Below are 13014 nucleotides of genomic sequence, written 5' to 3'. Positions count from 1 at the left end.
GCCAGCATGCCTTCCTTGAGCGATATCCGAGGTTTCACCCCTGCCGTACGCAGCCAGCTGGAAAAACTGGCTATACACACGCCGCAGGCCTTGCTGCTGCATTTACCGCTACGCTATCTGGATGAAACCCATGTCACCGCCATCCGCGATTTGCGGCAGGGAGAACAGGCGCAGATTGAAGGCATGGTGGTGCATAACGAGGTCAGTTACAAGCCGCGGAAAATGCTCAATGTGCGGGTGCAGGATGATACCGGCATCATCAATTTACGCTTTCTCCACTTTTATCCCAGCCAGATTGCCGCCATGCAGACCGGTACCCGCATCCGCGCTTTTGGCGAAGTGCGCCCCGGCTTTTTTGGCTATGAGATGGTGCACCCGCAGCAACGCAAGGTCAAAGAAGATACCCCGGTCAGCACTGCCCTGACACCGGTCTACCCGACCACCGCGGGCCTGAGCCAGAACACCATCCGCAAAGTGGTGAACCTGGTGTTAAAAGCGGAGTATTTGCAGGAAACATTACCTGCCTGGGTATACACACCGTTGCAGTTACCAGACTTCGCCAGCAGCCTGCAACTACTGCACCAGCCCAGCCCGGAAATCGCCTTACCTACCCTGGAAAACCATAGTCATCCCGCCTGGCAACGGCTGGCCTATGACGAATTACTGGCGCAGCAATTATCCATGCGCCAGCACTATGCCCGCCGTAAACAGGCACTCGCGCCGGCAACGCCGCGCTCCAAAACACTGAATGCACGTTTACTGGCTAGCCTGCCATTTGAACTCACCACGGCACAACAAAAAGTCATCTCCGAAATCAGCAATGACCTGAGCCAGCCACACCCCATGCAACGGCTGTTGCTTGGCGATGTCGGCAGCGGGAAAACCATCGTTGCATGCCTGGCAGCATTACAGATGATAGAACATGGCTGGCAGGTAGCCATGATGGCACCGACTGAAATCCTCGCTGAACAACATTACAAGAAACTCAGTAGCTGGTTAACGCCTTTGGGTATAGAGATTGCCTGGCTGACCGGCAGCCAGAATAAAAAAACGCGTGAGCAATCACTGGCACGCATTGCCAATGGTGACGCTATTTTAGCGGTAGGCACGCATGCTTTATTTCAGGAAGAAGTGCAGTTTAAACAATTAGGATTAGCGATTGTGGATGAGCAACATCGCTTTGGTGTGCACCAGCGCTTAGCATTGCGCAAAAAAGGCCAGCGTAGCGATCTGGAGCCGCACCAGTTGATGATGTCCGCCACACCTATTCCACGTACGCTTTCCATGAGTTATTACGCCGACCTTGATGTATCGGTGATTGATGAGCTGCCGCCCGGACGTACCCCGGTGGCAACCAAACTGGTGGCGGATGACCGCCGCGACGAGATATTACAGCGTGTACGCGAGGCTTGCGCACAGGGGCACCAGGCATATTGGGTGTGCCCGTTGATTGAAGAATCGGAAACCCTGCAATTGCAAACCGCCAATGATACCTATGCGTATATGCAGCAGGCATTTCCTGAGCTGCAGGTGGGACTGGTGCATGGGCGCATGAAGTCAGCCGAGAAACAGGCAGTGATGCAGGCTTTTTCTGCCAACCAGATCCATCTGCTAGTAGCCACCACGGTGATCGAAGTGGGTGTGGATGTCCCCAACGCAAGCCTGATGGTGATAGAGCATGCCGAGCGCATGGGTTTAAGCCAATTGCACCAGTTACGTGGCCGTGTGGGTCGCGGCGCGGCTAAAAGTACCTGCATTTTGCTGTATAACAAACAGCAATGTTCACAGATAGGCCGCGCCAGGCTGAAGGTGATTTACGAAAGCAATGATGGCTTCCATATTGCGCAAGCCGACCTGCATATCCGTGGTCCGGGCGAATTGCTGGGCACCCGTCAAAGCGGTGTGCCCATGCTGAAAATTGCAGACCTGGAACGGGATGTAGCGTTACTGCAAGCAGCCAAGCAAATGGCGGATCAGCTGTTACAACGCGAACCGCAGGCGGTGGCAGCGCATCTGCAACGCTGGTTGAGTCATGGCGACGAACTGGTAAAAGTGTAAGTCAGGAACCAACGGTTTAGCTAGTTGCGGGCTTTAGAATTCAGCTGTGGGAGAGGCTTTTTGTCGCTTCTTGGTTTTTGCTTTATCTTCCGGTGCCACCCGGGATTGCTGGCTGCGGGAATGGACCAGTCCTGTATGCAAGCTTGATTCAAACTCTCCCAGCGGCAATGGCCGGCTATACAAATAGCCCTGGAACAATCGACAACCCATGGTTTGTAACAAGGCTTGTTGCTGCTGTATTTCAACGCCTTCAGCGATGACAGTCTGGCCCAGGTTTTTCGCCATATTGATAATGGTTTCTACGATGAAACTGTCATATGCATTGTGCTGGATATCCTTGATAAAACTCTTATCGATTTTCAGCTCATCCAATGGCAAACGTTTCAGCACGGATAACGAAGATTGACCGGTGCCAAAGTCATCCAGCGAAAATGTCATGCCCAGCGCTTTCAAAGCCTGGATTTTAATGATGATTTCTTCCACGTTCCTGACCATCAGGCTCTCGGTCAGCTCCAGCTTCAACAAGCGCGGATCACAACCACTGCCTAACACCGTATCACTCACTATTTCCACAAAATCCGGCTGGTTGAATTGCACCGCGCTGACATTGACTGAAAGTGTCAGTGTGCGTGTCAGCGGCGCCTCGGCCCATTGCTTGAGTTGCCGGCATGCCTGCTGGAGCACCCAATGCCCTATAGGCACAATCTCGCCGGTTTCTTCCGCAATCGGGATAAACTGATCGGGTGGAATCATGCCCAGGGTCGGATGCTGCCAGCGCAATAATACTTCCGCGCCTATAGGTCTATGCGTTTCATCCACTTGTACCTGGAAATAGAGTAATAGCTGGTTACCCTGCAAGGCAAACGCCAGGTCATTCTCCAGTGTGGCACGCATTTCAATCGCCGGGTGCAGCAGCTCGTCGTACATCTGGATACTGTTCAGGTTATCGGATTTTTTCGCCTGGTACATGGCTATATCCGCACGCCTCAGCACCTCTTCTTCACTGTAATCATCACTGTGAAACAGGCAAATGCCTATGCTAGGCGTTGTACGGTATTTGCTTTGCTGCAACTGGAAAGGCTGAGAAAACACCGCCATCATTTTTTCAGCGGTCACCTGCGCAGCCCTGATCGCTTCCGCCTTGTCGCACCCCAGTTCATCCAGCACGGCGATAAATTCGTCGCCACCCATGCGGGCGATAGTGTCTTTTTTGCGCAAGCACTGCTGCAACCTGGCAGCCACTTGCTGCAACAACTCATCGCCGGCCTGGTGGCCCATGCTGTCATTCAGGCCTTTGAAATTATTCAAATCCAGCGATAACACTGCCCCGTGACATTGCCCGCGTGCGCACCGCACAAACGCCTGCTGCAAGCGGTCTGACAGCAAGCGCCGGTTTGGTAACTCCGTCAGAAAATCATAATAGGCCAGTTGATGCACTTTTTTGTTATCGAGATTGGAAGCAATGCGCAACGAGATATTTTCACGCAGGCTTTTGGCCAGCGCATTCCCGGCCACGCTGACATAGATCACATACACAATAAACAGCACCGCCAGCGCAATAGACACAGATGTGCCATGGGTGAGGAACCGCGGAATCATAAATACCACGATGCCGCCAGTGAACAGGTTGGATGTGAAGCTATCTACAGAATAAATAATGATACCGGCACCAGACACTCCGACCAGTGCAAAAATCAGGAATGCCTGGTTGGCAGGTGCCGCTTCAGGAAACAGTAATATGCCGGCCAGGCCCCAGGCTAACCCGCAAAAGCCGGTATTGAAACGAAACCATTGTAACCAGTGCATGCTATGCAATGTACGCCGCTGATCCTTGTAATACTTGAAGGTGAGGTAACCACGGCTGCCATAGGCACTCAGGAAAATGACAGACCAGATGATGAGAATGCTGGAATTGATCAGGTGAAGTTGCGTGAGTAACAGCGCGGCCATGACCACGATGGCTGCCATCAGTGACCTACGATTATTCGCATACAGCATTTCCACAATTTCTGCGTTTAATGCTGCTGATTCCGCCGCTTTATCCAACTTGCGACCCCCTGAGTGTAGTTATGTGTTATTCAACGGTCATTCGGCTCTACACTTTAATTGATGCAAGGTATTGATTACCTGGCATTCATGCTGAGATCATGCGCCTAAAGCGATACAAAAACACTATTACAAAGCGAGGTTTTGCGAAAGATTAATTAAAATTGGTTTAAATAAGACACGCTAGGGCCTGTTAACGCTATTTCAAGTGTCGATGTTGCATCTGGCATGAGTGCTTTCAAGGCGTGAGAAGTGCAGTTTGGTTATTTCCAACAAGCGCCGATGATAGCGCTCATGCCAGATGCAACCCTGAGGGCTGGAGTCATTTATTCGTTCCCTATGTTGTCAATCGCTTATGTAGCCAGCGACTCCTCGCTCTTTCCTTCTTGCGCAACGACTTTCCAGCAGCGGCAACTGAAATAGTGTTAACAGGCCCTGGTTAACGATGCAGCCAATTTCTCATTAATTTTGCATAGCGGGGCATGACGACATACACCATCAGCATGACAACGATCCCTGTGATCACCAGCGTATGCAACAGGTAAATTTGCGGGAAACCCACTTTATCCATCAGCGGTATCATCCCCAGGGAGACCAAACTTACCAGCGGAAAAATGGCCGACCAGGTCATTAAAAATTGCTTCCAGCGCACTGGCACCGAAGCTTTGGCCGCTTCAGGCACAAACAGGAAATCCAGGCCACTTTTAATCTGGTAGCTATCTTTGGCATTCAGTATGTGTTCAATTTTGGCAATCAGTTGCTGACGGCTGGGTGATGCCATCCATTGTTTAAGATGTTGTTCGCTGTCGTAACGGATAATCACAGAATAAGTATCCGAGTAACCAGCAATCGGACGTATCAGATGCCAGTCCAGCGCACCCTCTGACGCACGGCAGGCAGGGCCGATCTCTTCCAGCCACTGTTCATAAGCTGCCTGCTGCGCTTCACTGACGCGATGGATAATGATGGCGCTGGCACCATGTTGCATGGTGATTGAATCTTGCTGGCTCATATCTGTGGTCCTTTCTTATATTTGTCTATGTCAAAGCGCGCGTTGGGCGCAAACATCAGAGTGTTTCTTTAAACTGTGTTTTTAATTCTGCTACTGCCACCTCTATAAAGGCGCGTAGTTTGGGCGGCATAAAACGTTGTTGCGGGTAAACCAGATGCACCGCGTCCGCACGCCCCAACCAGGCAGGTAATACGCGTACCAATTGCTGGCTACGCTGCGCAGGCTGGCAGATGAAAGTAGGCAACAAGGCGACGCCCTGCCCATTTTCGGCCATTGCCTTGATCACGCCAATACTGTTCACCATCGTGCGCCCGCTCATGGGCACACTTATTTCACTCTGTTCATTGCTGAGCAACCATTGCTCGCGGCCCATCGGTGTAAATTGCAAGCAAGTGTGCGCATGCAAATGGGGCGGCGCTTCCAAGGCCGGCGCCTGCTGTAAATATAGCGGACTGGCAAATAATGCCCACTGGATAGACCCCAATGATTTAGCAATCAGGCTGGAATCACGTAACTCGCCGGTGCGGATCGCGACATCCACGCCTTCTGCAATCAGGTCAACATAACGGTCGGTTAACAACATCTCCAGCACCAGGTCGGGGTACTCAGTTTGCACCCGCTTTACCAGCCCGGCCAGCAAGGCGTCACCCAGATCGGCAGGTGCGGTGACTTTCAACGTGCCTTGTGGCTGTAGCCGCGCGGCATCCAGTGCCGCTTCGGCTTCCATCAAATATCCCAGCCCTATGGATGCCTGTTCATAATAAAGCGTCCCGGCCTCGGTCAGGTGCAATCGCCTGGTAGTGCGTTGCAGCAAGGTCACGCTTAGCCTTTTTTCGAGTCGTGCCACCCGGGTACTGATCGTAGAAGTCGGTAAGCCTAATTGCCGCGCTGCCGCACTAAAGCTCCCGGCCTGCACTACTTTCACGAATACCGCTGCTTCGTTAAAGTCCATGATTATTCAATTAAATGAAAAGTAATTTCACATTTAACCATCTAGTGCCTTAAAAGTCATGTGTTTATAGTGAGAACCATCGCAACACGACATGAATTCACAAGGAGCACATCATGAAAAAACTGGCTTTTATCAAACGTAGTAATGGCAACCACTGGGTAGGCGATGGCTTTCCGGTGCAGAGCATTTTTTCCTACCGTGATATCGCGGAAGAAATGTCTCCATTCCTGCTGATGGATTACGCAGGTCCTGCCCGCTTCGAGCCGACTGAACAGCGGCGTGGTGTAGGGCAACACCCGCACCGTGGATTTGAAACAGTGACCATCGTTTACGACGGCCAGGTTTCACACCATGACTCGACCAATGCCGGTGGCACCATCGGTCCTGGTGAAGTGCAATGGATGACCGCTGGTAAAGGCATCATTCACGAGGAATATCACGGCGATGACTACGCGAAAAATGGTGGCCCGTTTGAAATGATCCAGTTATGGGTGAATTTGCCTGCCAAAGACAAACTGACGCAGCCAGGCTACCAGGGTATTACCAAAGCGGATATCCCGGAAGTGGCATTACCTGGTGAAGCAGGCAAAGTACGGGTGATTGCCGGTGAATATGCCGGACAAACCGGCCCGGCCAAAACCTTCAGTGCCATGAATGTATGGGATGTACGTTTGAATGCAGGTACCCGCACTGTGTTCAATTTGCCGGAAGGGCATACCACTGCCATTTTCGTACTCAAAGGCGCAGTGAAAACCGGCAGTGTGCATACCATCCGCCCTTCTGAACTGGCCGTCATGCAGCGCGAAGGCACCGAGCTGGTATTGCAGGCACAGCAGGACACCGTGTTATTGCTGCTGAATGGCGAACCATTGAACGAGCCGGTGGTAGGTCATGGACCGTTTGTCATGAACACCTGGGAAGAAATAGACCAGGCCATTAATGATTACAACCTGGGCCGCTTTGCGACTGCTTAAACAAGCTTTTTTAAACTGAAGTTCACACACTAAAACTATATTTTTGAGAGGATTTATCATGAGCAACAACAAACCTTACGTACGTCTTGACCGCGACAATGCAGTAGTACTGCTGGTTGACCACCAGGCCGGCTTGTTATCGCTGGTACGCGATATCGAGCCGGACCGTTTCAAGAACAATGTGCTGGCGCTGGCGGATGCGGCCAAGTTTTTCAACTTGCCTACCATCCTCACCACCAGCTTTGAAACCGGCCCGAATGGCCCGCTGATGCCGGAATTGAAAGCCTTGTTTCCGGATGCGCCCTACATCGCCCGTCCCGGCCAGATCAATGCCTGGGATAACGAAGACTTTGTCAAAGCCATCAAGGCCACCGGCAAGAAGCAGCTGATTATCGCCGGGGTGGTGACTGAAGTATGCGTGGCTTTCCCGGCACTGTCTGCCATTGAAGAAGGATTCGAAGTATTTGTGGTGGGTGACGCTTCCGGCACCTTTAACGAACTGACTCGCGATGCAGCCTGGCGCCGCATGGAAGCCGCCGGCGCGCAAATGATGACCTGGTTTGGGGTGGCCTGCGAACTGCATCGCGACTGGCGCCGTGATATTGAAGGCCTGGGGACTTTGTGCGCCAACCATATCCCGGATTACCGCAACCTGATGACAGCCTACAATACCTTGCAAGCTAAATAATCTTGTTTAAAATCAAAAGACCCTCAACAGGGTCTTTTTTGTTTATGCGACATCATTCAGCGGCATAGTGATGCGAGCACATCACATAAAGATAATCCTACAAAACAATGAGAAAAACCCTTATTAAAAATTTACATTCTCAAGCGTAAGCTACAATTGTCGTGTTTGAAATGAATTTCGCATTCATGTTCACAACAAGACAAACACGGCAGCCATAGCGGCTGCCGTTTGCACTCTCCATTAACACTTGGAAGGAGTATTCAAATGCCCAGAGGATCCAGCCAAAAGCGTGAACGCGAATACGACAAACTAAAAACCGAGTTTAAAAAAGAGCATCGCTACCCTGGTCGCGAAGAAGAAGTGGCTGCCAGGATTGTGAACAAGCAAAGAAAACATGCAGGTGAAACTAAATCGTCATAAGCCTTACTAAACAAAATACATTTTAATCAATATAAGGTGGATTATCGCCGGATAAAAGCCTGGGTATCACAGGTAGCAATCATAAAACGTATCAGTAGCGCAGTTGACCTAAAAGTTTTTGAATAACGTACATAAACAAGTTTGTTTTTACAAACACAAACTTGAGTTTGAGAAGGCGGGGTTTGTATGCAAAAAACTGCGGATATTGGAATATCACCCCTCAACTATCACCCGGCCTATGAAGTGCTGGATGAAAGCGAAACAAAACGAAGAGGGAACCTGCAATATACATTACGGAAAATTTCGGAAACGAATGACCGTCATTCTGTCTATTCCACGCGCAGTGTGCACACCAGCAGCCATGGCCTGATTTATGGCGAAATGGAAATCTACGACAACCTGCCTGAGCAACTGGCACAAGGGATGTTTGCCCAGCCGAAAAAACTGCCATTAGTCATGCGCTTTTCCACGGTACCAGGCGATATCCTGAATGACAAACTGTGCACGCCCCGTAGCCTCGCTATCAAGATTCTCGGGGTAGAAGGTGAACGCCTCAGCGGTAGCGAAGAAGCCACAACCCAGAATTTCCTGTTTGTGAATGGCTCCAGTTTTTTGTCATCCAGCGTGCAGCATTTTCTATCTAACCTGAAAATATTAGCCACTACGGATAACAGCCCGGAATTTAAGGAGTTCCTTGCGCAAATTTTGCAATCCACCTCCAAATTGATTGACTCCCTGAGTGGCGGCCGACAACGTTTGCTGAATTGCGAGGGTCAGCCGGAAACCAATATCCTGGGCGAAACCTATTTCAGCCAGGACCCCATCCTGTATGGCAACTATATGGCCAAAGTGGCACTGGTGCCGGTTGCGCCTGCCCTGCTCGCACTTACCAACAAGCCGGTGGATATCAGTTTTGCCTCTGACAGCCTGAAAAAATCGGTCGTCGATTTCTTTATCACCAACACTGCGGTGTGGGAGTTACGGGTGCAGCTTTGCACCGATATCAACAAAATGCCAATAGAAGATGCTACTGTGATCTGGTCAGAAGAGGACTCTCCTTACCTGCCGATTGCCAGGATTACCGCCAAACCGCAAATAGCCTGGAGCCCTTACCGCTCCAAAGTAGTGGATAGCGGCATGATGTTCTCTCCATGGCATGGCATCAAATCCCACCGGCCACTGGGTTCGGTGACGCGTTTAAGGAAAATGACTTACGAAATGTCCAAAAGCGCCAGCAGTATCCCGGGCGCGAAAACGATATCCGAACCTACCAATCTTGATGATTTGTGCTGATACTGAATAAAACTCAGGCATTAAAAACGGCGGCCAATGGGTCGCCGTTTTTATTTAGCTGTTGTTACACCGCTGGCTGTACACGCAAGCGATAAGCCAGTAAATCGGGCAGATAGGTCGCGATGACCATCAGCGCTGCCAAAATCAGGAAAAGCCATTTCACGGAATAGCTGGTCACGAATTTGGCTGCCGGTGTTTGCGATTGCACAAACTCATAAAACGCCGGTTGGTCTACACCTGCCACATACTGGCCTTTGATATCTGTCGCCAGTTCTTTCAAATGCTCCACATCCTGGCTGGATAAATAGCGGTCAAATTCGGCATAGGCCACCGGTGGGTCGGGGTCATCTTTACTGGCGTCATTGTAATTGACGCCACCACCCGCGCTTTCGGCAGCGGCATCAGTACCCCAGTAACCGATAAACTTGTTATTGGCATTAAAGCGCTTGATCGGTGAAGGCTCGGTGCCGCCGACGCCGACAAAAATCACATTCTTGCCTATGCGCACATCACTGATATCCAGCTTGTTGATGCCATTGGCTTTCGGTGCTTCATCGCCATCGGTAAAAAACAGCATCTGCGCCGGAATATTCAGGTAATCGAACGTCGCCTCCGCCGCTTTCACGCCAAACGTCATACGGCTGTTGCCGCTCCACGCCATGCGCCACTCCAGGTGATTAATGCTATCGGTAATGATGTCGAAGTTAGCGCATACTTCCAGTGGCATAAATAGCAGGGCTACATTTTCAGCAGCAAATACACCGACGCTGACATAGGTGCCGCAAGGTGAGGTTTTCACCACCCGCTTCATCAGATGCTGGGTATAGGCTAAGCGTGTCGCCGGCTTATCGCCGATCTTCATATCCTCCGCATTCATACTCTGCGAGATATCGGCCAGCAGCAGATAGTTATGCACTGCCTGCTTGAGCTGGATTTCCGGCTTCACCAACGCTAATACCAGGAAAGCCGCTGCAGCCAGCAAAAAGACCGTTTCGTAGTTTTGTGTCAGGCAGTTATACAGTCGCTTCATGGCAAACCCTGTGGCAAGTTGCTGATTTCCAGGCCGGAAGGATCCTGCGGCACGGTTTTAATATGCCTCGGAATCACGCCGTGCAATAAACTCAGATTGAATTTGGCTGCCTGGTTGGCCGGATTTAATCTGAGCGCCTGCTCGTAAGAAGCGCGCGCCTGCAGGTAATCAAACTTTGCCTGTTCCTGGATAGATCCATCAGCTTCTACCAGACGTTGCAGGCCTGAACGGAACAGGTGGTTAGCGATATTGAATTGAATCTGCGATTTCAGGTTCTCGTCAGGTTCAAAGCCATGCTCATCCTGTTTTTTTGGCGCTTCCAGCAATTGGCCAAAATTCTGGCTAGCATGCTTGAAGTTGCCGGTTTTCCCTTGCTGGTAAGCATCGGCAAATTTCCGGTGAAATGCAAACTGGTCACCATCCAGCACCTCGCCGCTTTGCAAGGTACGGTTGGCTCTGGCGATCTGACTGACCTGTAAGCCTTCGTACACACTGCCGACCAGGCCAACGAAAAAGAGCAATCCCAGCACCTGGTTTTTACGCGTTAACCGTGTGTGCGTTATATGGTTTTTCATTCATACACCCTCAAATTTTTAATGCCCAGGATCAACAACACCAGCACCAGCGCACTGATCACAAAAATATTCGAATAATCAAATCCGGCGATGGTTTCGGTATATTTAATGACTTTTTTCTCACGTGTATCAATGTCATTAATCGCCGACTGCAAGGTTTCCGGATTGTCCGCTTCGTAGGCTTTGTATTTCAGCCCCAGTGACTGGAAGTATTTATGCAGCACGATAGAGTTGGGCGTGCGGCCTTCGTCATATTGCTCTTTCGAGAAAATACTCGCCTCGCCCGGCTCGCGTAACATGATCCAGTAGATACTCAGCTTGCGGCTCTTCAGGCGCTCGCTGAGCAGAAATTTCACGCGTGGACTGAGCTTGCCGGCGCCATCCGACAGCAAAATCACGGCACGGGAACCTGAGTTCTGGATGTTATCGAACAGGCCCACCGCTTCGGTCAACCCGGCGCCGATATTGGTCTGGTTTAACGACGGGCTGGTCGCCGCCACAATCGCGGCATGGATTGCATCGCGGTTGGTGGTGATTTTGATGCCGTATAACGCCGAGTTGGTGAAGCCGACCACGCCCATCATGTCGTTTGGCCGCGAATCAATAAATTGCGTGATGATGCGGCGAGCGGTGGCAGATTTGATCTCCGCCACATGGCCGGACGAATCACCGGCAAACGGGTGATCCATACTGACGCTACGGTCTATCACCATCACCGTTTGTGCACCCTTGCCTACCCGCTGTACCTGTTCGTCAGAACCTCGGGGCGCAGCCAGTGCAATCACAATGCACAGCAACAGCAAAGACATCACCACCTTGACCGCCAGGTTCAGCCGGTCAGAAAACAGGTCTTCAGGCATGATATCCAGCCAGCTGTAATGCTGGCCTTGGTGGCCTTTTAGCCAGAACGGCAACAGCGCCATTGGCAGCAGCGCGAATGCCCACGGATGCAAAATAATCATGCCACGCCCCGCTCGCAATCACGCAGCTGCTTGCTGAGCTGCACCAGTTGCGCAATCACCTGGCGGCTGTCACGTGGTTTGACGTCATACAAGGATTGATTGGACGCTTCAAAAAATTGTGTGATTTCGCTTTGTAAACCTTTAAAGCCCGGGCGCAAATTCACAAATTCTTCGATATCCCGCGCAAAGATATTGGCACCATAATGCTGGTTAAATGCCTGATGCAAATACACCAACGCTTTTTTCTCTTCCACCGCCGTTTTCGGTCTGGATGACTTTGCGAGGCGTTTGAGTTGGCGATGTGCGCGGGCAAACGCGCCGCCCATAAACGGTAACCAGTGACCATCGGCATTGATATAAAGCAGCGCCGCCAGGCTGGCAACCAGCAAGGTTAAGAACAGGCCCAACCGTTGCTGATCTGCACGGCTATCAATCAACGGTGTTTTAAACTCAGGCAGGAGATTTTTCCTGGCCGTGGCGGTGCCGCCAGTCACCAATGGTGAGAACCAGAATCCCCAGGCAGGTACTTCTACTGTGCTGGCCGCCGCGCCGGTGAATGTGAGTTTCTGCGCAGGCAAGTGCATAACGCTAGGGTATGCACTGACAGCAAATACCTGGTAGCTGAGTTGCAGGGTGTATTGAGTGTGGCCGGATTGCGGCTGGCCTTGTAACGCCACCCCGACCAACTCTATGCCGTCATGCTTGCTGCCTTTTTTAGGCAAGGCATTTTCGGCCAGTGTCATCGCTGTTGGCGCCTCCACTACCACCGTCCTGCGCAGTACATCACCAATATGCACACCATTGGTCGATGGCGGATTTTTGACTGTTACCGTCGGTTGCGGTACCGGTTTTTCTGTCGGCGTCGTCTGTTCAGCCAGCACGATATGAGCTGTGAATAACAAGCTGGCAACTAAAATCAGTTGCAGCGGCTTGTGCTTAAGCTTATTCGTGGCCTTGATCATGTTTGAAATCTGATTTAGCATCATTGTCTAATTCGCTTATTT

12 protein-coding genes are annotated in these 13014 nt (G+C 51.1%); 5 read left to right on the top strand and 7 right to left on the bottom strand.

Annotated features, from left to right (window positions below; all coding sequences use genetic code 11):
* The first annotated feature begins 6 nt into the window (after window positions 1–6).
* A complete protein-coding gene (recG, locus tag ASG24_RS05240; RefSeq protein ID WP_055869343.1) occupies window positions 7–2058 on the top strand; it encodes an ATP-dependent DNA helicase RecG in 2052 nt (683 codons plus the stop codon).
* Between the two features lie 33 nt (window positions 2059–2091).
* Here recG and ASG24_RS05235 read toward each other — a convergent pair whose 3' ends face one another.
* The 3 genes from ASG24_RS05235 to ASG24_RS05225 form a co-directional block, all read right to left on the bottom strand.
* Window positions 2092–4104, bottom strand: coding sequence for a bifunctional diguanylate cyclase/phosphodiesterase (locus ASG24_RS05235; protein ID WP_235562316.1), 2013 nt, complete (start codon window positions 4102–4104; stop codon window positions 2092–2094).
* 439 nt (window positions 4105–4543) lie between these two features.
* On the bottom strand, window positions 4544–5116 hold the full coding sequence (locus ASG24_RS05230; RefSeq protein ID WP_055868692.1) for an antibiotic biosynthesis monooxygenase: 573 nt from the start codon (window positions 5114–5116) through the stop codon (window positions 4544–4546).
* 55 nt (window positions 5117–5171) lie between these two features.
* Window positions 5172–6068: a LysR family transcriptional regulator gene (locus tag ASG24_RS05225; protein WP_055868690.1), complete on the bottom strand. Its 897-nt coding sequence runs from the start codon at window positions 6066–6068 to the stop codon at window positions 5172–5174.
* A 113-nt stretch (window positions 6069–6181) separates the two neighbouring features.
* Here ASG24_RS05225 and ASG24_RS05220 point away from each other — a divergent pair, with 113 nt between their 5' ends.
* From ASG24_RS05220 to ASG24_RS05210, 4 genes are all read left to right on the top strand, one after another.
* Window positions 6182–7042, top strand: coding sequence for a pirin family protein (locus ASG24_RS05220; protein ID WP_055868688.1), 861 nt, complete (start codon window positions 6182–6184; stop codon window positions 7040–7042).
* Between the two features lie 58 nt (window positions 7043–7100).
* A complete protein-coding gene (gene ycaC / locus ASG24_RS05215; protein WP_055830611.1) occupies window positions 7101–7730 on the top strand; it encodes an isochorismate family cysteine hydrolase YcaC in 630 nt (209 codons plus the stop codon).
* A gap of 264 nt (window positions 7731–7994) precedes the next feature.
* A complete protein-coding gene (locus ASG24_RS14740; RefSeq protein WP_200934448.1) occupies window positions 7995–8150 on the top strand; it encodes a hypothetical protein in 156 nt (51 codons plus the stop codon).
* Between the two features lie 186 nt (window positions 8151–8336).
* Complete coding sequence (locus ASG24_RS05210; RefSeq protein ID WP_055868686.1) at window positions 8337–9443, top strand: catalase family protein; 1107 nt, start codon at window positions 8337–8339, stop codon at window positions 9441–9443.
* A 64-nt stretch (window positions 9444–9507) separates the two neighbouring features.
* On the opposite strand, the gene ASG24_RS05205 is transcribed toward ASG24_RS05210, so the two are convergent.
* Genes ASG24_RS05205 through ASG24_RS05190 form a run of 4 tightly spaced genes read right to left on the bottom strand, consistent with a single transcriptional unit; the run spans window position 9508 to window position 12996 of the window.
* Window positions 9508–10473, bottom strand: a complete 966-nt coding sequence (locus ASG24_RS05205) for a vWA domain-containing protein (protein WP_055868684.1) — start codon at window positions 10471–10473, stop codon at window positions 9508–9510.
* Complete coding sequence (locus ASG24_RS05200; RefSeq protein ID WP_055868682.1) at window positions 10470–11048, bottom strand: hypothetical protein; 579 nt, start codon at window positions 11046–11048, stop codon at window positions 10470–10472. Before ASG24_RS05200 ends, ASG24_RS05205 begins: the two co-directional genes overlap by 4 nt.
* Window positions 11045–12010: a VWA domain-containing protein gene (locus ASG24_RS05195; protein WP_055868680.1), complete on the bottom strand. Its 966-nt coding sequence runs from the start codon at window positions 12008–12010 to the stop codon at window positions 11045–11047. The genes ASG24_RS05200 and ASG24_RS05195 overlap by 4 nt, the downstream gene beginning before the upstream one ends.
* A complete protein-coding gene (locus ASG24_RS05190) occupies window positions 12007–12996 on the bottom strand; it encodes a hypothetical protein (protein ID WP_235562315.1) in 990 nt (329 codons plus the stop codon). The genes ASG24_RS05195 and ASG24_RS05190 overlap by 4 nt, the downstream gene beginning before the upstream one ends.
* Window positions 12997–13014 lie beyond the last annotated feature (18 nt).

The organism is Methylophilus sp. Leaf414 (genome assembly GCF_001425425.1).
In the GTDB taxonomy this organism is placed as follows: Bacteria; Pseudomonadota; Gammaproteobacteria; order Burkholderiales; family Methylophilaceae; genus Methylophilus.
This window is presented reverse-complemented; position numbering and strand designations above follow the sequence as displayed.